This window comes from Lysinibacillus sp. NPDC093216 (genome assembly GCF_050280325.1).
Taxonomy (GTDB): Bacteria; Bacillota; Bacilli; order Bacillales_A; family Planococcaceae; genus Lysinibacillus.
The window spans coordinates 1-21,715 of record NZ_JBNNVB010000029.1; the positions used below are offsets into that span (position 1 = coordinate 1).

General features: G+C 34.4%; 18 protein-coding genes and 1 pseudogene. 12 read left to right on the forward strand and 7 right to left on the reverse strand.

What is annotated here, in order from left to right; translation table 11 throughout:
- Window positions 1–75: 75 nt before the first annotated feature.
- Both ACQKOG_RS22600 and ACQKOG_RS22605 read right to left on the reverse strand, forming a co-directional pair.
- Entirely contained in the window at window positions 76–1,614 is a 1,539-nt protein-coding gene (locus tag ACQKOG_RS22600) for a recombinase family protein (RefSeq protein ID WP_427448311.1), read from the reverse strand.
- A 69-nt stretch (window positions 1,615–1,683) separates the two neighbouring features.
- Window positions 1,684–2,175: pseudogene (locus tag ACQKOG_RS22605) on the reverse strand (hypothetical protein); the annotation flags it as partial.
- Window positions 2,176–2,590: 415 nt separating this feature from the next.
- Here ACQKOG_RS22605 and ACQKOG_RS22610 point away from each other — a divergent pair.
- The 5 genes from ACQKOG_RS22610 (at window position 2,591) to ACQKOG_RS22630 (ending at window position 9,881) form a co-directional block, all read left to right on the forward strand.
- Complete coding sequence (locus ACQKOG_RS22610) at window positions 2,591–4,087, forward strand: serine hydrolase domain-containing protein (protein WP_427448312.1); 1,497 nt, start codon at window positions 2,591–2,593, stop codon at window positions 4,085–4,087.
- 458 nt (window positions 4,088–4,545) lie between these two features.
- On the forward strand, window positions 4,546–5,589 hold the full coding sequence (locus ACQKOG_RS22615; protein ID WP_370076073.1) for a Fic family protein: 1,044 nt from the start codon (window positions 4,546–4,548) through the stop codon (window positions 5,587–5,589).
- A gap of 551 nt (window positions 5,590–6,140) precedes the next feature.
- Window positions 6,141–7,460: an HBL/NHE enterotoxin family protein gene (locus tag ACQKOG_RS22620; RefSeq protein WP_370076071.1), complete on the forward strand. Its 1,320-nt coding sequence runs from the start codon at window positions 6,141–6,143 to the stop codon at window positions 7,458–7,460.
- A gap of 53 nt (window positions 7,461–7,513) precedes the next feature.
- On the forward strand, window positions 7,514–8,746 hold the full coding sequence (locus ACQKOG_RS22625; RefSeq protein WP_402868714.1) for an HBL/NHE enterotoxin family protein: 1,233 nt from the start codon (window positions 7,514–7,516) through the stop codon (window positions 8,744–8,746).
- A 22-nt stretch (window positions 8,747–8,768) separates the two neighbouring features.
- The gene (locus tag ACQKOG_RS22630; RefSeq protein ID WP_370076067.1) at window positions 8,769–9,881 is read left to right on the forward strand and encodes an HBL/NHE enterotoxin family protein; all 1,113 of its coding nucleotides are present in this window, start codon (window positions 8,769–8,771) and stop codon (window positions 9,879–9,881) included.
- A gap of 345 nt (window positions 9,882–10,226) precedes the next feature.
- Here ACQKOG_RS22630 and ACQKOG_RS22635 read toward each other — a convergent pair whose 3' ends face one another.
- Window positions 10,227–10,994 carry a sulfite exporter TauE/SafE family protein gene (locus ACQKOG_RS22635; RefSeq protein WP_370076065.1) on the reverse strand — a complete coding sequence of 256 codons (768 nt, stop codon included), beginning with the start codon at window positions 10,992–10,994 and terminating at the stop codon, window positions 10,227–10,229.
- A 104-nt stretch (window positions 10,995–11,098) separates the two neighbouring features.
- Between ACQKOG_RS22635 and ACQKOG_RS22640 the strand changes: the two genes are divergently transcribed.
- Together ACQKOG_RS22640 and ACQKOG_RS22645 are read left to right on the forward strand one after the other, a co-directional pair.
- Window positions 11,099–11,983, forward strand: coding sequence for a LysR family transcriptional regulator (locus ACQKOG_RS22640; protein WP_370076063.1), 885 nt, complete (start codon window positions 11,099–11,101; stop codon window positions 11,981–11,983).
- Window positions 11,984–12,154: 171 nt separating this feature from the next.
- On the forward strand, window positions 12,155–12,550 hold the full coding sequence (locus ACQKOG_RS22645; RefSeq protein WP_402868719.1) for a VOC family protein: 396 nt from the start codon (window positions 12,155–12,157) through the stop codon (window positions 12,548–12,550).
- A gap of 239 nt (window positions 12,551–12,789) precedes the next feature.
- Here the strand turns inward: ACQKOG_RS22645 and ACQKOG_RS22650 are convergent, their stop codons facing one another.
- Window positions 12,790–13,647 (reverse strand): LysR family transcriptional regulator, encoded by an 858-nt coding sequence (locus ACQKOG_RS22650; RefSeq protein ID WP_370076059.1) that lies wholly within the window; start codon window positions 13,645–13,647, stop codon window positions 12,790–12,792.
- A 163-nt stretch (window positions 13,648–13,810) separates the two neighbouring features.
- Here ACQKOG_RS22650 and ACQKOG_RS22655 point away from each other — a divergent pair, with 163 nt between their 5' ends.
- The 4 genes from ACQKOG_RS22655 (at window position 13,811) to ACQKOG_RS22670 (ending at window position 18,170) form a co-directional block, all read left to right on the forward strand.
- Entirely contained in the window at window positions 13,811–14,755 is a 945-nt protein-coding gene (locus tag ACQKOG_RS22655) for a DMT family transporter (protein ID WP_370076263.1), read from the forward strand.
- Window positions 14,756–14,971: 216 nt separating this feature from the next.
- Window positions 14,972–15,196, forward strand: a complete 225-nt coding sequence (locus tag ACQKOG_RS22660; protein ID WP_427448325.1) for a GNAT family N-acetyltransferase — start codon at window positions 14,972–14,974, stop codon at window positions 15,194–15,196.
- 497 nt (window positions 15,197–15,693) lie between these two features.
- Window positions 15,694–17,403, forward strand: a complete 1,710-nt coding sequence (locus ACQKOG_RS22665) for a methyl-accepting chemotaxis protein (protein ID WP_427448313.1) — start codon at window positions 15,694–15,696, stop codon at window positions 17,401–17,403.
- A gap of 350 nt (window positions 17,404–17,753) precedes the next feature.
- A complete protein-coding gene (locus tag ACQKOG_RS22670; RefSeq protein ID WP_427448314.1) occupies window positions 17,754–18,170 on the forward strand; it encodes a histidine kinase N-terminal domain-containing protein in 417 nt (138 codons plus the stop codon).
- A 173-nt stretch (window positions 18,171–18,343) separates the two neighbouring features.
- On the opposite strand, the gene ACQKOG_RS22675 is transcribed toward ACQKOG_RS22670, so the two are convergent.
- From ACQKOG_RS22675 to ACQKOG_RS22685, 3 genes are all read right to left on the reverse strand, one after another.
- Window positions 18,344–18,796, reverse strand: coding sequence for a DUF6097 family protein (locus tag ACQKOG_RS22675; protein ID WP_402868729.1), 453 nt, complete (start codon window positions 18,794–18,796; stop codon window positions 18,344–18,346).
- Window positions 18,797–19,048: 252 nt separating this feature from the next.
- Window positions 19,049–19,462: a hypothetical protein gene (locus ACQKOG_RS22680; protein WP_402868731.1), complete on the reverse strand. Its 414-nt coding sequence runs from the start codon at window positions 19,460–19,462 to the stop codon at window positions 19,049–19,051.
- Between the two features lie 254 nt (window positions 19,463–19,716).
- Complete coding sequence (locus tag ACQKOG_RS22685; RefSeq protein WP_427448315.1) at window positions 19,717–20,997, reverse strand: XRE family transcriptional regulator; 1,281 nt, start codon at window positions 20,995–20,997, stop codon at window positions 19,717–19,719.
- Window positions 20,998–21,539: 542 nt separating this feature from the next.
- On the opposite strand from ACQKOG_RS22685, the gene ACQKOG_RS22690 reads away from it, so the two are divergent.
- Window positions 21,540–21,644 (forward strand): hypothetical protein, encoded by a 105-nt coding sequence (locus ACQKOG_RS22690; RefSeq protein WP_402868925.1) that lies wholly within the window; start codon window positions 21,540–21,542, stop codon window positions 21,642–21,644.
- The last annotated feature ends 71 nt before the right edge of the window (window positions 21,645–21,715 follow it).

A 21,715-nucleotide genomic window follows, 5' to 3' on the forward strand; every position in this document is an offset into this window, starting at 1 on the left:
CTTAAAAAAGATGACGCCTGCACAATACAGACTTCATCTTCTTCAAGTTGCCTAGAGCTTTTTTAAAAATGTCCTTTACAAAGGGTACACTTTATACAGGGACGTGTCTTTTTCTATTAATTCAATCGAAAATTTATCGTCAGTATTAATTATAACAACTTTATCAAAGAGAAGTCTAAACTGTCTATTTTGCTCTTCAGTTTCAATATCTTCGATTGTTTGTAAAAAATCTAAAGCTTTTTTCTTCAGATCAACACTGCTTTCTTCATCCAGTTTTTCTAGTCTTTTATTTGTATCTAAAAGTAAAGATTTTAATTCCTTCAATTCTTTTTCTAATTGTGGCATTATCTTCACATATTTAGTTTCCTTTAGTATACCTTTAATCAAATACATATCGGTATTTTCGATTTCTTCTTCTTTTTCTTTTATCTTCTTATCTAAAAGTTTTATATCTTGCATAATAGCAATTTTTTTATCATTAGTATTATCAATTGGAGCATTTACAATTTCTTCTCTAATAATCTCTTTATATTTACTAATAACTTTATAGAAATGGGGCAATAGGAAGTTCAAACTAACAGATTTATGAGGACATTTATGCTCAAAGTTTTCACCATACGAATTTTTACAATTACTTATTTGATAAGAGGTGATACCTTCTTTATTTTTATAAGATTTATGGATTGGTAAACGATGTCCACAAATACCACAATACATCAATCTGTCTAAAGGTGTATTTATCTTTGTGTAACGTATGCCTTGTTTATTTCTTGAACGAGAACCTACCGTCTTTTTAATTTTTTGATACTCTTCTATAGTCATCAAAGGTTCGTGTGTATCTCTTATAATAACGTCTTCACCAAACATCTGACTATTGTAATGTGATTCTCCTAAATACACTCTATTTTCAAAGAGTCGAGTAATTGTAGTAGCAGCTTTGAATTTTTTTCCCTGCTTTGTAGTATATCCTCGTAAATTTAATTCGATTATAACTTCTTTAATTGGATAACCCTCAATAACCTTTTCAACAATCAATCTAAACGCTTTACTTTCAACTGGGTGTGGTATTAGTTTATTTCTCACTTTTATATAACCAAATGGAATTTTATTTACATATGAACCGTTTTTAGCGGTTTGAAGCTTCGTTTGATTCATACGGTGGGCATAGTTGTGTAATTCGTGTTCGTTAACTGCACCACGCACAATATTAGCCAAGAATTGAGTTCTATCATTAGGATTAATAATGCCTTCTCTATCGGAAAAAATCACTATGTCAGTGCCCTTTAAGTCCTCGTATACGTTCGTTTGTTCATAAACAGTTCTATACAGTCGAGATTCTTCTAAAACTACAATCGTATCGTGTTCGCCTTGTAAGCAAGCATTTAACATTTTTCTATATTCTATACGGTCTAGTTTAGTCGATTTAGCAACGAAATCATTATAAATCACATAATCATCAATTTCGTTTTTTTTACAAAATTCCAATAATCGTTGCATATTTGATTCTAAAGTTTCTTCTTCTGTTTTACCTTTTTTCTTTTTAGACTTTCTCAAATACAAAGCTTTAGGCTTATTAGATTGATGTATGTCACGTTTTTCAACAGGTCTATACACAAATAAACCCTCCTGTTATTTTATGATACGGGATTATTTCCAAATTTATTCTTTAGAATAGTGTGCTTTTTCACTCGATAGAGCGATTCCGTGACCAAATAAATTCATCGCCATCGCCACACCAAGTGCTGGTAAGCCCGCACGTAGAGCAACAGGTAACAAAACTGCCCCTAAAAGTGCAACAGCAGGCGAAGGCCAGAAAAACCAAGAGATACACATCATTAATAGACCAATCGTCCAATAAGCTAAAGCGGGTGTTTTTATGATTTTCGTAAAAGGAGCAATCATGACTTCATTGATACCCGAGGCCATCATCACTCGACTCATGGCTACGATAATAGAAATAATGAGAATAGTCGACAAAAGCTCAGTGATGGCATAAATAAAGCTGTTAAAAATACCACTGATGGACGAAGTTAAATCGCCTGTAGCAACGATTGCTAACATAAATATGCCTAGTACGCAAATGAGGGTGGTGTCGCGACGTTTAACCATAAAGCCAATGATAAGGACAATAAAAACAATGTAAATCCAATGGAGAGCCGTCAATTCAATCCCCATGCGTTTCCCCCTCAATATTCGACCTGATTCTATAGAATATGAAGGGGAAAAAAGATGGTGATGATTTTGAAAAATTTCGACTTAAGTAGAAAATTGAAAAAGTAATAATAATATATAATAAAGGAGAGGTAGCAGAAAAGCTTGCTGATGCGGTGAATAAATATTTATTACCTGCTTCAATAAAAGAACTTTCTAAACAACAACGTCAACAGCAACAACATAATAAATTAAACGGAATCGAAAAAAACAATTCATAATAAGAAAACAATGTTGCAACATCAGTAATAGTCCAAGTTCGCAGCATTGTTTATTTTTTTATCGAAAAAGATTCCTAAAAAAATCTTTTGATACTTCGTACAGTAGTTAAATCATTACTAGGTGTAGAGTGGTTTGATATTAAAGAGTAGGGGGAAGTATGATTAAAAAGATTATAGTGTTAATTAATAGCATTCTCTGTATTTTACTAATAATGTCTACAGATAAAGTTTCGGCAACAATAAGTGATAGGGATGAGAAAATAAAACTGATTGAAGTTGAAATTGAGAGCAACATGAAAACACATGATATTCCGGGGATGGCCTTTGCGCTAGTTGATTCTAATGGGATTATTTATTCTAAAGGTTTTGGAATTTTAGATATACGAGAAGTTACCCAGCAGATTGACGAAAATACAAACTTTAACTTAGGATCGCTTTCTAAAGTGTTTACCACATTAGCTATTATACAGCTTCAGGAGAAAGGGTTTTTAAGTATTGAAGATCCTGTTGTTGACTATCTTCCTTGGTTTAAGACAAGAGATGCTTTAATGTCAAATCAAATTACTATTAAACATTTACTTAATCATTCGAGTGGTTTGCCAAGTCGTCTCAATGTTCATGATGTTAAAAGTATAGATCGCCGGAAGATTATAGATCAAATTAGTGAGAAACTAAGTAATGTTATGTTAGTTGCAAAACCCGGTGAAACTTTTGAATACACCAATATGAATACAGATTTGTTGCAAATAATTATTGAGGAAGTTTCAGGTGTCCCTTTTACAAAATATATGGATGAAAATATTTTTAAGCCTCTTGGAATGAACAGAACAGGGTATTTTACATTTGATAATCATCACCTTTCCAATACGGCAAGGGGGCATCGCTATCAATGGGATAAAATTAAACCTTATGAGGAAAAGCTAGTCTATGCTACATCTAGTTCGGCTGGGTTATCCTCAAATGCCACAGATTTAGCAAAGTTTATGATGTGTCTACTCAACGAAGGAATAACTCCTACGGGTAATCTGATTCATTCAAATAGTATTACAGAAATATTCAAAGCTAATAGATATGGCGTAGGGTACAATTGGTATGTATATCCTCATAATATGTATATGGAGGGTGGGTTACCAGGATTCACTTCTACGATGGTCCTTTCTTCTGATAAATCCTTTGGTCTTGTTCTCTTATCAAATTCGAAACAAGATATAACATACCATTCTGGATTTAATTTATTTAGAATAGTGGAAGGAGGAGCACCTAAACCTTTATTAGGTAAGGATTTTCCAAAGGTGAATTCTGCCGCTAAGATAATTCTTGGTATCACAATCTTCATTTGTATTATTTTAACCTTTATATTAGGATCAACATTCTATAATTTAGCAAAAGGAAGACATAGGGTAGCTTTTGCAAAACCAAGTTTCAGTAGATTTTGTGTGATCATTTCCTTACTAGTATTATACTTTGGAGTAATGTATTACATTTACGTTTTACTACCTTTTTACGTGGGAGTTCCTTCGTTATTCAACTTTAAAAAAGAACCAGATGTCACATCAGGACTGATTATATTTAGTATAGTACATACATTGTTCTCTTTAGTTTTATTCTTGAAAATCCTAATAATTCAAAAGGTTAAACAGATCCAATCGGTATAGTTTAATTAGAAATTAAAGCGTTGATCCAACAAGGGATTAACGCTCTTTTTGTTGAAGTAAATTGAACGAACGAAGCAGGTTTAGTTGAAGCGTGTTATTAACTTGTATTCAACATAATGGAATAACTCGCTTTCGTTAAAAATGGATGATTATATAGCGGGAAGAAAAAATATATAAAAAATGTCACAAAAAATAATAAAAATCAGTACATTTAAAAGATAATATTCCGATATTTAATAAGTCCAATGTCTAACGTCTATATTTACGATGCATCCACTTTTTGAAATAAAAAGTAATTTCAACGCCTTTATACAAAAATTTGAATAATAAATTAATCCTCTTTCTTTAGAAAGTTAAAGCTCTATTAAACCGGATGTTATTCGAATAACATTAGGAATTCCTAAAAACAAAAAAAATATTGTAATAGAGCATTGAGAGATAGTAACAGGAGGAACAAAATGAGAAATTATTTCGAAAATCCGTACATAAATAGTGAGCAACAACTAATAAACTTGGTCAGTGAAATTAGTGAATATAAAGGAATGTTGACCGCTTATAAAGAGCAGAGACCTGACATATTCACTAGCCTTGAAAAAGCTATACCCCTACAATACATAAAAAACTATGTTTCAGTTTATGAGGATATAAAAGTTTCAAATAAGCGATTAAAAGAACTTATTATAGATGATATGATCCCCCAATCCATTTCGGAAGATGCGATATTTTGTTATTATGAAACTTTGACTCTTGTACATAAAAAATCTTGTGCTTTTTCTATAAGTCCAGATACTATACAAGAATTGCATTTCCAATTAATTCATTATAATACCTCTGATGGAGCAAAATGGCGCCAAAAGCCATTTTCTATCCCTGGACTTCCCGAAAAAGGGATGCATACGATTTGTTATCGTCCTCTTCCACCTGAAAATATTCCATGGGCAGTAGAACAATTATGTAACCAGTACAATTTATTAAACCGTAAAAAAGAGTTGCCTACACTTATATTGATAGCTCGTTTTATATTGAATTTTTATTGCATAATTCCTTTTAGTCAAGGTAATGGTAGATTAACACTTATGTTAATGCAATTACTATTAGTAAAAAACGGACATACATTTGTAAAATATGTTTGTTTAGATGAATATATAAAGAAAAGAGAATCAGAATACTATGAAGCCATATTTAAATCATCGGTTAATTGGTATTGTAATGGGCATAATATTAGCTTCTGGTTAAAAGAGTTCTTAATTATTATTTTAGAAGCTTATGAAGATCTACATAGCAGAGTACTGGATTCTATATGTAAACATACTAAGGTAGAGCGAATTCAGAATTTTATTCATAATCAAAAACAGCCTTTTACAAAAGAATGTATTCGAAGCATTTATCCAGATATAGCTGAAAGTACTATTAGTAAAGCTTTAACTGATTTGCAACTATTAGGTGAAATCAAACTTATTTCAAAAGGGAGAAATGCGCGCTGGATGAAAGTAGAGTCTTAATCTACACTTTTTGAAGTTGGGGCTAATCAGTTTTTTCTAAACAAATCAAGAAATCTACTCTGAGAACCAATTGCCAATCTTTAATCGGCAATTGGTTTTTTAGTTTTCAAGGAATGGAAAGCTTTCCGTTAATAAAATATTCCAACGAAAGTATTCGTTTTGCCTTTTTTTACAATAAAAAACGCCCTTTCTAACATGACCAATATGTCTAAATATAGAAGATTTATTTTCTATTTCATTGGCAAAAGTATGTCAATATTGTAACTTCAATCCGCTTATTTTCACCATATTATGGCACTTTCAAGTTAATTTTGTTCATATTAATCTACTTTAAAATCAAAATTACAGCGAAAATTAACTATTTTACATGTAAAATAGATTATTTTTACTGCGATTTGCTAAAAACTGTGACTATACCTAAAATTTACATTACAGGGGAATTGTGAATTATTTTGGCAAGAATCTTTCCTGTAACTATAAGTATATTAAGGGGACTTAAGAAGTAATTACATAAATGATTTTGAAAAATATCATCTAAGGAGGTAAACAAAATGAAAAAGAAAATTATTACAGGATTAATGATGACGTCTATTTTTACTACGGGGGCTATTCCTATACATACTTTTACAACACCTATAGCTCAAGCGGAAATTCAAGAAGAGAACATAGCTATTTCCTCATCTTTAAGAAAATTAGGTGCACAGTCTAAATTGACTCAAATGTATATAGATCAGGCTTTATTAAGCCCTAATGTACAGCTAGAGGAAATACCAGCTTTAAACACAGAGCAATTTCTAATAAAACAGGATATGAAAGAATGGTCATCGGAACATTATCCAAAATTAATGCTAATAAATTCAAAAAGTAAAGGGTTTGCCACTAAATTTAATAACTATTATCCAACATTAAAAGGATATGTAGATAATAAGGACGATAAAGAAGGTTTTTTGGATAGATTAGAAGTCCTTCAAGAAATGACTATGACGAATCAAGAAAATGTGCAACTTCAGATTAATGAATTAACAGACCTTAAATTACAGCTTGAAAAAAAACTTAAAGATCTCGATACGGATGTGACAAAAGCTCAGGGAGTACTAAGTTTAGAGGGAACAGGGAAGATAGACAAGCTAAAAGACGAATTACTAGATACTAAAAAATTAATTCAAAATGATTTACAGCAAATTGCATTCCTTCCGGGAGCTTTAAATGTACAAGGACTTAAAATATTCCAAGAGATTTATAGTCTTGCAAAAGATGTTATCGACCCTGCTGCTCAAACAGCGGCGGCGGCGTATAACAAAGGAAAAGAAATTAATAAATCTATTTTAGAAGCAGAGGAAAAAGCAGAGCAAGAAGCAAAAGAAAAGGGTAAATCTGCTTTAGAGATTGAAGCTGCTAAAAAAGAAGCTCGTGAAGCAATTGAGAAAAATAAAAAAGGTGAAATTGCTGCAGCTGCAGCTACAAAAGCGAAAGAGTATGACCTTATGAAAGCAATTGACCCAGAAAAAATCAAAAAAACTTATAGTACCTTCGCTGAAGTAAATAATTTAAAGGCAGAACAACGAGCATATTTAGATGATTTGGAGCAACAAAATCAAAAATTATATGATTTAACAACGAAACTAACGATAGCAGATTTACAAAAATCAATGCTACTTCTTATGCAACATGATTTGCATACATTCGCTAGCCAAGTAGATGTAGAACTTGACCTATTGAAACGCTATAAAGAAGATTTGAACTTAATAAAAAATAGTGTCACAAAATTAAGTACTAATGCTGATACTACTGACAATACAACTCAGAAAGATACATTAAGACGATTAAAAAATATAATAAGTCAACTAGAGGAACAAGCTGATAAATTTTAATATCCTGAAATTTAAAATTATAAAAATCTATCGAAGTTTGGGAGGAAATTAATATGAAGAAATTCCCTTTTAAAGTGTTAACCGTGGCTACTTTGGCAGCGGTTATAACCGGAGCTAACAGTGGTACTATTCACGCACTTGCACAAGAACAAATCACTCAGGAACAAAAAATAGGAAATTATTATACATTAGGACCTGAAGGGCTGAAAAAAGCGTTAGCTGAAACAGGATCACATATTCTTGTAATGGATTTGTACGCAAAAACAATGATTAAACAGCCGAATGTAAATCTATCCAATATTGATTTAGGTTCAGAAGGGGGAGAATTAATCAAAAATATTCACCTTAATCAGGACCTATCTCGAATCCATGCGAATTATTGGTTAGATACGGCGAAGCCAAAAATTCAAAAGACAGCACGTAATATTGTCAATTATGATGAACAATTTAATAACTATTACGACACATTAATAGACACTGTACAAAAGAAAGATAAGGAAGGCTTAAAAGAAGGTATAGGTGATTTAATCAGTACAATTAATACAAATTCAAAAGAAGTTACAGAAGTAATTAAAATGTTAGATGCCTTCAAAACAAAACTGTATACAAATACTATAGATTTTAAAAATAATATTGGCGGTCCAGATGGGAAAGGTGGATTAACGGCAATATTAGCGGGAAAACAGGCATTGATTCCACAACTTCAAGCTGAAATTGAGAATCTACGTTCCACTCAGAAAGCCCATTTTGACAATGTATTAGCATGGTCGATTGGTGGAGGCTTGGGAGCAGCTGTTTTAGTTATTGGAACTATTGCAGGAGGAGTAGTCATTGTTGTGACTGGCGGAACTGCGACACCGGCTGTTGTAGGAGGCCTTGCAGTTCTCGGTTCAGCTGGTATTGGTTTAGGAACAGCAGCTGGTGTTACGGCTTCTAATCATATGAACTCCTATAACGAAATTTCGAATAAAATCGGAGACTTAACGATGAAAGCTGATTTTGCTAACCAAGCTGTTATTGCTCTTACTAACGCTAAAGACACTTTAACATATCTGTATCAAACAGTGGATCAAGCAATAATGTCTCTGACGAACATTCAGCAACAATGGAATATAATGGGAGCGAATTATAAAGATTTATATGATAATATCGATCAAATGCAAGAACATAAGCTCTCTTTAATACCTGATGATTTAAAGGCTGCTAAACAAAGTTGGAATGATATTCATCAAGATGCAGAATTTATTGCAAAAGACATTGCCTTTAAACAAGAAGAAAAGAACTGAAATACAGTAGGAGGAATTTAAAATGAATAAAACATCTCTTTACAAAGTACTCGCTGTATCGACGTTTTTAACTTTGACAACTACAGCTGTAGTATCTCCAGTAGCAACATTTGCTGAGACAAGTAAAATTGAGCAAACTAACAATAGTGAGACGTCTCTTTCAGCAAACGAAGTGAAGATGAAGGAAACCTTGCAAAAGGCGGGGCTTTTTGCAAAATCTATGAATGCCTATTCTTATATGTTAATTAAGAATCCAGATGTCAATTTTGAAGGAATTAAGATTAATGGCTATCCAGATTTGCCTGGTAAAATAGTACAGGATCAAAAGGATGCTAGAGCACATGCCCTTACATGGGATACAAAAGTAAAAAAACAGCTGATAGATACATTGACAGGTATTATTGAATACGATACAAAATTCGAAAATTATTATGACATAATTGTAGAGGCCATTAATACAGGAGATGGAGAGACGTTAATAGAAGGGATTACAGATTTACGAGAAGAAATTCAACAAAATCAAAAGTATGCACAACAATTAATAGTAGAATTAACTAAATTACGAGACGCTATTGGACAAGATGTTAGAGCATTTGGCAGTAACAAAGATCTTTTACAATCGATTTTAAAAAACCAAGGTGTTGCAGTTGAGGATGATCAAAAGCGACTAAAAGAAGTTTTAGAATCAGTAAACTACTATAAAAAATTAGAGTCTGATGGAATAATAACAGTATCTGTGCCCTCTATTCCGACGTGGATTGCTGGTGGTATTATGTTAGGGGTAGCAAGAGATCAATTAGGTCAATTAGAACCGTTATTAGCACAATTAAATCAGACAGTTGATTATAAAACAACATTAAATCGTGTAGTTGGAATTGCACATAGTAATATTAGTGAGATGTACAATGCACTAGATGATGCTATTAACGCACTTACTTTTATGTCTACACAATGGAATGATTTAGACTCTCAATATTCAGGCGTTCTGAGACACATCGAGAATGCATCTGAAAAAGCGGAACAAAATAAATTCAAATTTTTACTACCTAACTTGAAATCAGCTAAAGATAGCTGGGGAACATTAAAAGTAGATGCAGATACATTAAAAGCAGGGATAAAAGAGTTGAAAATATAGCCTGTTTTCAATATATATTACTATAATAGAAAAGTAGATTTGGGGAATATTTCATTTCCCAAATCAGCTTTTTTATTTTAGTTTTTTAGACTTCTTTTTTGCAATTAGAACACTTTCTTAGCAACTAGTGTAGTACTTACATGTCTAATATAGACCCGCAACGTGGTACAGAAATATTTTTATGTAAAAATCGTTCAGGCCAGACAGTTATTTTCTTTCATCATAACTAACTGCCCAACCTTTTTTGATGTAACAACCAAAATAACTTTGTGTCTTTACTTGTAAGATAAATTTACACACCATCAGATGTACCAGCCAAAGAAAGTATATTAGCCAATTAGTGTGTTATATCAATAAATCCGTTACGACCTGAACAATTAGCAAGAAAAAAATGATGGGTAATGAAATTTGAATCCATTTTGTTTTGATATAAGGAATTATCTTTAAACCTAAGAACGAGCCAACGATAGAGCCAATTGAAACAGGAATAGCGATTCCCCAATTAACAATACCCGTAAAGTAGTAAAAGAGAAATGCGCCTGTACAACTTGAAAACGTAATAATTCTTGTTAACTCAACTGCTTTTATATAGGTATATTGCTTTTTAAGATGATAGGTTACATTCATTAGGGCTGAGCCTGGTCCAAAACCACCATCATATATTGAAATCGCAAACGGAATAAGTTTATTAATTGGTTGTTCCTCTGCCTCTTTAATATCCTTTACCATAAATTTATTACTGCAAAGCACAATGAAAAATGCGAAAATTAAGAATACACAAGCTACAACATTCATGACTTGTTCTGATAATCGAGTGGCTAAAAATGCGCCCAATACACCTCCTAAACTAGATATCATAATTAAAGATGTGAATTTTTTTAAAGATAAATGTCCTTTAATTACAAACGATACGACATTTGATAGAGCTGAAATTCCTGTCGCAAATTTATTAACTGCTACAGTTGTATGTATCGGAATGCCAATAAGTAACATTGCAGGCAACAAGATAAAGCCTGCAGCGCCGAAAAGAACACCAATGACTGCTGCGAGTAAGCCGATTGTAAATAAAATAAATCCATTTACTGATAACCATTCATGTAGTAAAATTTCCATCAAATCACCTCTACACTTAAATTACTGCTAAACTATATATAAAACAAATATATATAAATTGCTTATTCATAAATTTAATTTATGGATAGGGAGGAGTGAATAAAATGAATTTGCATGGATTAAGGATTTTTACGAATGTAGCAAAGCTTGGAGGAATTACCGCAGCAGCGAATAAAATGCTTCTTAGCCAACCAGCTGTCACTATTCAAATTCGGAAATTAGAGAGCGAAATAGGAACAAAATTGATTGAAGGGAAAGGACGTGGCATTCAATTAACTCCTGAGGGGAAGTTTTTGTATGAGCAGGGAATGCGTTTATTTTATTTAGAAGCACAAATTGATGAAAAGCTCGGTAAATTTTTAGCGAAAGAAGAAAAAATACATATATCTTCGTCCTATATACCGACAAACTATATACTCCCGTCTATTATAGCAGCGTATAAGCTTGCTAATCCTCACATTGAATTTTTTGTGTCGTTGGGCAATGTGAAATCTGTGGAAGAGCAAGTTCTTAATTATGAAGTAGATTTTGGTTTTGTCGTACAAAATAAAATTGGTCATCCTGATTTACAGTTTGAAAAAATAGTAGATATCCCGTTTTGGTTTGTTGTTCACCCATCACATTCTTTAGCAAATCAAACTGTCTCCATTTATGAATTATCGAAGGAGGACTTTATTTATCGGGAACGAGGAAGCTCGACACTTGATTTATTGGAGTCGGTTTTTTACACGTTTAACGGTCCATTACCTAAATTAGGACTTCAAATGCAGGGCTTACATGAATCGATTAAAGTAGTAGAAGCAGGGTACGGTATGACTTTAGCACCGTCCTACAGTGTGACGGAAAGTATAGCAAATGGGAAACTAGCTCGGGTATATGTAGAACATGCAGATATTCAGCAAAGTTTATTTATTTGTACACGCAAATCAGATATAGAAGAGCATCCATTTATTCAGTATTTAAAAGATCATTTAAACACTATAAATTAACTAACTTAAATGCAATAGAACCAAAATCGGGAACAAGCATTAGAATGTTTATTCTCGATTTTTGCATATAATTTCTCTACTTTTTTATTTCCATTCCTTGTAATAATAATATATAGTAATTGTACTCAAACACAGTGAGTAATTTAATTCTTTAGTATTTAGGAGGATATCATGGGAAGATTAGTTCATTTTGAAATTCATGTAAGTGACATGGAACGTGCAAAGAAATTTTATGGAGAGGTATTCGGATGGTCATTTCAAGATTGGAGTGATTATGCAGGAATGCCTTACTTTGGAGCAGTGACTGGCAATGAAGACGAGCATGGAATCGATGGTGCTTTAATGCAACGTCAAGGTCCTTCTCCGGAACCGAACCAGGCCTTAAACGGATTTGCTTGTACAATGGGTGTGGAAAATTACGATGTAACAGAGGCTAAAATTCTTGAGAATGGTGGCACAGTGGCAATGCCGAAATATGCTCTTCCTGGAATGGCGTGGCAGGGATACTATATTGATACTGAAGGCAATATATTCGGAATTCATCAGCCTGACAAAAATGCAAAATAGCATTTGCTAAGATCAATAAAATTTACAGTCATAAGACACTCAATTGATTTGACTTTAACTACATTAAAAGACCTGAGTTTGGTATTGTACCAGCGTAGGTCTTTTAATTTTTGCCTGCATTCGTTTATGAATATATGATGGATAGGAAACAGGACGCTTGGGACTAAAACCAAGCGTTTAGCCTTTAGATACAATAACAAAGTCACTTCGAGTTGGCGCTTTCTTCGGGCTAAAAAATCCTATGTATGCTGATGCTCAGCAATTGTTTTTAAAAAACATTCCATCGAATTTGTCATATATGCATCTTTTCGTCGAATAAAGACGGTTGAAATCGTACCGTATTTTTTAGGAATTGGATGACAATAAACCTTGCCTGTTGTAGAAAGATGTTCTGCAGCCGATTGTGGTACAAGTGTAACGCCAAGACCAATGGCAACACTGTTCAAAATTGTCTCTAATATATTAAATTCCATGATTCTTTTTGGCAGTAAACCTTCATCTTTGAGCCAGAGTTCTAGCTTGGAACGATATCCGCAACCTTGATTAGAAACAAGGATTGGTGTAGACGTAAATTCCTCGATACGAAATAATTTGTTTTGTGATAGGAGAACGAGGTTTTCGGTAAATACATCATATTGTTCTAAAACTGGATGTTTAATCGGTCCAGTTATAAAGGCCCCATCTAATTGATGATCCGCTACTTCTTTAATAAGTTCCTCAGTTAAACCAGCTTGTAATGTTAAGTCTACATTCGGATAGCCCTTATAGTAAGACGCTAGAATAGTTGGTAATATACTCACTGTTTCGACTGTACCGATTTTTAAAGTACCAGTCGGTGTATCACTATCTAAAAAGACCTGTTTCATTTCTTCGACATCCAGCAATATTTTATTCACGTAAACAAGCATTTTTCGCCCTTCTGGATTTAATGTCATCCCTTTTTTATGGCGATAAAAAAGCGGCGTTTGGAGTTCTTTTTCTAATAGCTTAATACGTGCAGTTACATTGGATTGTACATAATTTAATTCTTTTGCAGCATGGCTGACGCTCCCGTAATTTGCAACGCTTTTGAAAATCTGTAAATCTCGTAGTTCCATTGAGTATACCCCCTTAAAAACTATCATTATAAATGATAGTTAATATCACTTTCAATCATTTTACGTGATGTATTTTCTTTTTTATAATTCTCATTGTGAATTTCATAGAAGTTGTATAGAAACGAGGAAAAAAACAGTGAGAAAAAGTAAAATAATAATAGGCATGCTAGCATGTTTAATTGCAAGTATGTCGTGGGGAGCCATGTTTCCAGTTGCAGATCATGCACTTGAATATATAAATCCATTCTATTTTTCAATTATTCGATATGGGGCAGTATCGATTGTATTAGTCATTTTATTATGGATGAAAGAAGGAAAAAAAGCGTTTCGCTTAGAGGGGAAAGGTAAGCTACTCGTCTTTTTTGGGATTATGGCATTTACTGTTTACAACGTGCTTGTTTTCTTAGGTCAGATGTTAATGGGGAAATCTGGCGTTATGGTGGCATCGATTATGGAAGCACTCATGCCGATGATTTCGATTGCTATTCTCTGGGGATATAAACAAGTGAAACCGAAGAAGTATATGATTAGCAGCATGATCATTGCTTTTATTGGAGCTATTTTTGTTATTACAAAAGGCGATATGAGTTTCTTTCTTACACTGAAACATAATCTAGTTCCGCTAGCATTCATTTTAATTGGAGTTGTAGGTTGGGTTATTTATACAATGGGCGGTCAAACATTTAATGATTGGTCAACTCTCCGCTATTCTACATTAACATGTGTATTTGGCACAGCTGTAACAGGTATCATCACAATGATCATCACGATGCAAGGGTATGTTTCAGTCCCAAGTATGGAAACGATTTTTGTTATTAAATATGATTTATTGTTTATGATGACACTGCCAGGTATTGTAGCATTGCTTACTTGGAATTATGGTGTGAAAATCCTATCATCCATTAATGGAATTTTATTCATTAATTTCGTTCCAATTACTACATTGGTCATTATGATGGTACAAGGATATAAAATCACAATCTTTGATATAGCAGGGACCCTACTTGTTATTTCAGCTCTTATTTGGAATAACATATGTCAGCGCAGAGAAAAAAACACGAATCTGCAGGTTATGCAAGAGGAAGAAGAATTACGGCAGGCTGTCTGATGTTAGAAGAATTATGATTTTCTTTGCTGGCGCAATTAACTTCTAAGCATGTAGTAATTAAAATAGATTAAGCTTTTTTATAAAGAGCGTGTTTTAATCGGTTATCGATTTAAAACACGCTCTTTATTTTGTTCATTTATCATCAAGGTTAATTAATGCCCAAGACAAGGGGTAGGACATTAGTGTGGAAAATTAGTATCTAGGCCAATATACAGGATTTATTCAGATGGTAGAAGCTATTGGAAATACAGGTTTATAATTGATGAGCGATATCAAGGGTGTGGCTATGGCAAGAGAACAATGAAGTTGATTGTTCAAGACATCCAGAGTAGAGATGATTGCACTGATGTCATATGGCTTGGATATCAGCCAAACAATGAGCAAGGTATACTAGTGTGGGTTTTGAAGAAGCCCGAATGGCTCCTTGGAGAGAAATGTTAGCAAAGTATAGTTTTCGTTAAAATTTCTAAGAGAGTAATAAAAAGAATGTAACTACGCTGGGGATGCCCTAAAAGTCTGCAAATGACTTTTGGGACATCCCTCTTTCTTTAGAAAAATTTTAGAAACTGTTTCTGAAGAACTACTCATTAAAAAAAATGTAGTAATTTAGGTTGATTTACTCAATTGTATTTTTTTGTAGATTTTTTGTTCAAAAATATCGAAATATGTCGTAATATATTGTGAATAGTATGAAAAATAAATTTTCTAATGTTATTGGGAGGGGCTAAAAGCAGGGGAATTCATTATTATTTTTAAGTAGGTTATCAGAAAAACGAAGAGAAAAGTCAATATAATGAAAACATAGGATTAAACAAGACAAGCAGGTTAGCTCCATGTTGTAAATAAACATGGAGGCTCGCACCTTTGATAATGTACGATTCATTGTCTTTCATTAAAATGTGCACTAAAAATTGAATTTAAAAAGGAGCGTATTAACCATGCTACGCAATCTATCTATATTTAAAAAGTTAGTCCTATTAATGTTTATAGCCATTTTAACAGTTGGTATTATTCAAGTGAATGGATATATCACAATGAAATCTTTGGAGAATAATACAGAGAATATTTTTAAAAACCGTCTAGAACCAAGTATAGTTTTGACTGATTATAGGCTTAATAATCGGGTCATTATATCAAATATGTATCGTTCTTTCCTTTTTACAGATGAATCAACTATTAAACAAATTAATAATGAAGTTATGCATGCTTTTGAAGAGAATGAAAAGAATCTTCAAATACTTAAAGAAGCCAATTTAAAATCGGATGAGGACAAAATAATAAATGAATTGGTTCAGCAATTTCCAAACTTTAAAGAAAGTATGGAGAAAGTCTTTCAACTAAGTCTTGCCAATAAGAATGAGGAAGCAATAAATCTCTTTAATTCAAGTGCTAAGCCTGTATTTGACGAAATTATGTCAAAAGGTTTGGAGCTGACAAAATTGAATAAAAAATATGCAAGTACATTGAATATGGAAAGTAAAGCTGAGGCAAGTAAAGGTATCACGATCTCCCTAATCATTTCAATTGTATTAGGAATTCTGTTTGTTGCAATCGGTTTTATAGGTGTACGAAAATATATAATTTCTCCAATTGAAAAATTAAAATTTGCTGTTCAACGAGCGGAAGCAGGAGAACTAAATTTTAGTGTAGACTATGATTCAAAGGATGAACTAGGAGTCTTAACGTCTTCATTTAGCCATATGATTGCTCAATTACGAGATCTAATTGGTCAGGTGAAACAATCATCCGAACAGATGGCAGCATTTTCGGTTGAGCTTTCGGCAAGTGCGGAACAAACGAGTGAGGCAAGTGAGCATATCGCGTCTGTTACGTTAGAGGTGGCAAGCGGCTCGGACGATCAAGTTAGAACAATTATAGAAACATCAGATGTTGTTAATCATATGGTACAAGATGTTCAAACAATAGCTAGAAATTCTACTAACGTTTCAGAGGCTACTATCCAAGCAGAACAACTTTCAGTGGATGGAAATGATATTATTAAAACCGCTGTTCAACAAATGAACTCCATTCAAACTTCTATTGGTAGTCTAAGTAATGTAATTAGTGGTTTAGGTGAGCGTTCGGCAGAGATTGGACAAATCGTTGAAGTTATTACAGGCATTGCAGCACAAACCAATCTACTGGCACTAAATGCAGCGATTGAAGCGGCAAGAGCAGGAGAACACGGAAAAGGCTTTGCGGTCGTTTCGGAAGAAGTGCGAAAATTGGCCGAAGAATCTTCTGTATCGGCACAGAGAATCTCTGAGTTAATTACAGGAATTCAAACTGAAACGAATAGAGCGGTAGATTCTATGCAATTCACAACGAATGAAGTGGAAACAGGTATTAACAATGTAAACATCGCAGGTGAATCCTTTAAAAAAATTCAACATGCCATCAATGAGGTATCTGTTCAAATTCAAGGGGTGTCTTCATCAGTACAACAGATGGTTACAGGAGTTAATCAAATGACCAAATCTATGGAACAAATCAATGGAATTGCCCAAAGTTCTGCAGAAGGAACACAAAATATTTCAGCGGCTACAGAAGAACAGTTAGCCTCCATGCAAGAAATTACAGCATCTACTTCTGCACTTTCTAAAATGGCGGAAGACTTACAAGAAAAAACGAATATGTTCGAAGTATAATGATGACGAATTGTCCTATTAAGTGTGAAAGTGCAGCCCAGAGGTAAAGAGGCTGTTCAAAAAAAACTGTTATCTAAGGATGAAGTGACCCCTAAAAGTTAGACACGGTTATTTCATTAGGCAGCTTGGGTAAAACGAGTTCGGTATTGCACCGGACTCGTTTTTAATTTTGCCTTAATCCGTTTCGTATTATTAACTACAATAACAAAAAGTGGATTTTCAGAAACTTAAAGCGCCACATAGTAGTAAATGTTTTATTTTGAAAATTCGATAACTTTGTTGTGTCACATTGAACACACTTTTTAATTTTGCTATAGTGTTTGGAAAACTGGAGAAAGGGGAGCGATATCATGATGGGAATTTTAGATTTAGAACGGTTTACAAGTTTATCAAATGAACAGTGTGAAATTATTTTAGGTATGGCTGAAAACCTTCAAATAATAGCTGATCTTTCCCAAGCAGATATTTTTATAGATTGTCTTTTGGAAGAAGATAACGCCTCTTTAATTGTAGCTGAGGCAAAGCCTACTACTATAGTATCTTTGTATAAAAATAGTATGTTAGGGCAAATTGCATATGAAGAGATGGAGCCGGGTGTTTTATTTAGTTTAAAAACTGGGAAACCACTTTTTGGATCAAGAGGCATTACCGAAGAGCGCGGAATCATGCAACAAGATATTGTTCCTATAAAAGACCTGTATGGGGAGACCATTGCGGTATTAATTAAAGAAAGACAAAATTTGGTCATTATACGCAAATATAAATGAATGGTTTAAGTGGGAATCAGACTTAAAAGATATTTCACTAAAAGGTGAGTTTGTAAAAGGAAGCACTGGAACTATAAGAGATAGGAAAGAGCGCTCACCCTTTCCTATCTCCTTAAAGGTATTTTTTCAATTGATTTGGAGAGAAAGTTAGTTGAAAACTGCTTTTCAATATTTTAGTTTAATTGGTCCATTAATTTAAACTTTACATTAGGATATATTTTATAATACATTTTCTTTTCTATTAATTTATGTGCAATTACAATAGAAGCAAATACAAAAGCGTACAGAATAAACGCCCATGGATAAGCTAAAAACCAATCAAGTACATTTTTAAAGATATCCCCTCGATCTATTACTTTTAACTTTCCTAATATCATATAAACAATAAAGACAACGATTGGTAATGCAATAACACCCGAGATAATGTTTAAAGATCGTTTTTTATTCCGAGCTTCAATAAAAGTAGGTTCATTTAAATATTCACTAACCTCCACCACTTGTTTTTCAAAGGTATCTTCACTTTTAATAGGTAAGTTATAATCATTAATTATTTTGTGAAGCTGTTTAAGTTCTTCCGCGCTAGAAAAAAATTCAACCATCGTTTTTCCGTAATTCAGTTTCCTCACTTCTTTCTCATTTAAAAATTTTTAGTGTATAGTACCATAAATGAAAGGTTGTTTCGATTTGTATGTCGATTGGGTTTTACCGAATTTTATCATTATTGTTTTTGATTAGTTTTTCATTTAGCCATAAATAAAGTTAAAAATGAAGAGGTCCGGCTACAACCCGGAGGCTAACGCTTTTCCATAAACGCCAAGCACGGTAATCATGCCAAGTGATGTTAAGATTTTTTGCATCATTATCCTCCTGGGTCAGATTCAAGTCATGAGGCCAACATAGATGAGTTCCGCCGGATTGGCCGGATGTTGTCCGAGTCCGATGTGGTCCCCGGCCAGTGGCACCTGTAATTTGGATACAAGCGTTTCGAGCGTTTTCGTATAACGGCTACCACGGGTTTCCGTCACCTCCAGCTCCAAAATAACAACAGGTTCAAAATTAATCAGTTTTCCGGTATCGCGTACCGAAAGGACGATAGCGGTAGCAGTGATAGGAACGGAACCTCCCGCGGCCATCTGCGCTTGCCTAGTCTGTTCAATGCTTTGATTTATGGCTTCGCGATGCTGCTTGGGGATGAGTCCCTTCATCATCATGCCGCTTAAGCCTTTATTTAATAATTGATCCGCTTTTTCCAAATTGTCCTGTGCATGTTTCTTTTTACTGAACCAGCCCATATGTTAAGCACCTCGCTACAATCGTATTTTTGAGTTCATCGATGTCTCTATCACAATTGTAAACAGTGGATGGAAAGGCGACAACGGGTTTGAAGGGATACAATATGGTGGTGGTAATCAACGGTTTTACTTCCGGTTTAAGGAGTAAATTTTGCGAAGATCCACCCTTTACTGCAATAAAAAGCGGAAAATCCGCCTTTAAACGTTTGGGACAGCCCATTCGTATTGCGGTTTTCCGACTGAAATCCGGTTTATTATTTGCTCCGTAGAAGGTAAACTAGCTTCTTGTAATAGGCAGCTGATTCCTTGTATTTTCTGGCATCCTCAGAGACGACGGCAAGCGACTCATATAGAGTCTCCAAGCGGTTGGTTTGCTGAATGGACTCAAAATAAGGTAAACAGGCCATGGCATGCTCCATTGAACGTTCGAACTGCCCCTGCGCAAACGAGAGTTGGCTTTGGTAGAATTGCAACGACATTTGTTGATCGGTTGTTTCGGCGCTGCTTTCAAGCTCCTTGATCATCTGCGGGAGCAATGCCCATTGCTTTTGGTTTAGTTCCAACTCGCAGCGGTAAATATCGAGCAGCGGTTGGAACTTCTGTCTAATTTCTTCTGGTTCGTGCCGAATCATTTCTTTAAAGCGGTCAATCTCCAATGCGGCTTTGTCATATTCGCCTAGCAGCGTTTGCATGATAATTCGGTTGTTCATTATGGATGTCATCATTTCGCCCTGATTGGAGGTGTAAACCAAATGTGCTTCCGCCATGGATAAGGCTAGCAGCGCTTCCTGAACAAGTCCGACCGTAAACTGATAACCGCTGTAGGTGAGATACAACCCGCTCAAACGGTGAAAGAGCCTTTGTTCATAGACATGCTTCATCATTTGCTCAAACGTCTGTTTCGCCTGAACATACTGTTTCAAATAGATAAAGGCCTCAAGCATGAAATTATGCGCCGTCAGCCATGGCTCGCTGCCTGGAGCGAGCAGTTCCGCAAGTTTTCGTGCTTGAAGCAGTGCCTCGTGGTAATGGTGTTTGGATCTGAAAAGTTGGATTTTATAATAAAACATCGCTTTTTTGGCTGGTAGGGGCAGATCATTGTCGTCAGGACGCCCGTATTTATCCAAGTAATAATTCAAATAGTTCCGGTGCAAATAATCATGAGCTACCGCGTCATTAAGCTGCTGGTAATATACGGCTTTCATTAAGGCTGTGGTCAACTCAACGGTTAAAGCATCGTCGCGGTCCGGCAGATCGTTAACCTGCTGTTCATCGATGGATGCAGTGGATTGGGATAACATTTCGAAAATGCTCTCTGCCTTTGCCAATGTATCCGGCGATTGAGATGAAGCCTGCAGCAAATAAGCAGGAGAGACGCTGAGACGGGAGGCTATATGTTCAGCCAAATCAGCGGCAAGAGTGTAACGCTCTGCGAGGATATTGGCAAAATGGGTTTGCGTCAGTAAACCTTCAACCAGCTCTTTGCGGGTGATGTTTTTCTTTTTGCACAAAAAATCGATTCGTTCTTTTAACATAGGGCGTAGAAATCTCCTTTCCGCGAAAGTTCCGTAAAAGTATACCATGAATATATAGAAAAAAAGGCTTAGAATAAGGATAAATGGGTGGAAATGCCCGCTATCGGGCACATCGATGGTCCCTCGTATGAAAATCATTCATTATACCAATTTATGGGGAAGTTGGACTTTATTCTATAGATGAAAGTAATGGTAATCATACTTGTCTCTTTATTATTTTACCTTTTATCATAAATTCGCAGTTTGTTATATTAAAAAAATATATTTGATAAAACTATAATAATACATTAAAGAGAGCATGGTTTTTATTCATGAAAAGACATGCTCTCTCTTAATAGAATGTTCACATCTGAGGCCCACGCCAAAAGTTGTGGATGATATTTGTTAAAAGTATGCCGTGTATATAGGGATCGACGCCCCCAGGAAAGCGACCAGTCGGAACGAAAATCAAAGCACAGTTTAACTGCATATTCTGCAAATAATTATGCTGTCGTTGGTTTGCTAAATCCGCTTCGCTAGAATACGTTAAAAAAGGTATTCGCATTAATGCTATTTGTCCAGGCGGTGTTCAAACAGCGTTAACAAATAGTGTTACGGAAATGTTTGAAACAACTGGCTATATTCCAGATGAACTTCCGAACATGTGAATGGGACGTTATGCATGTTAGCAGAAATGGTTGCTTTCTTAGCATCTGAACGGGCAGGAGCAATAGTTCTT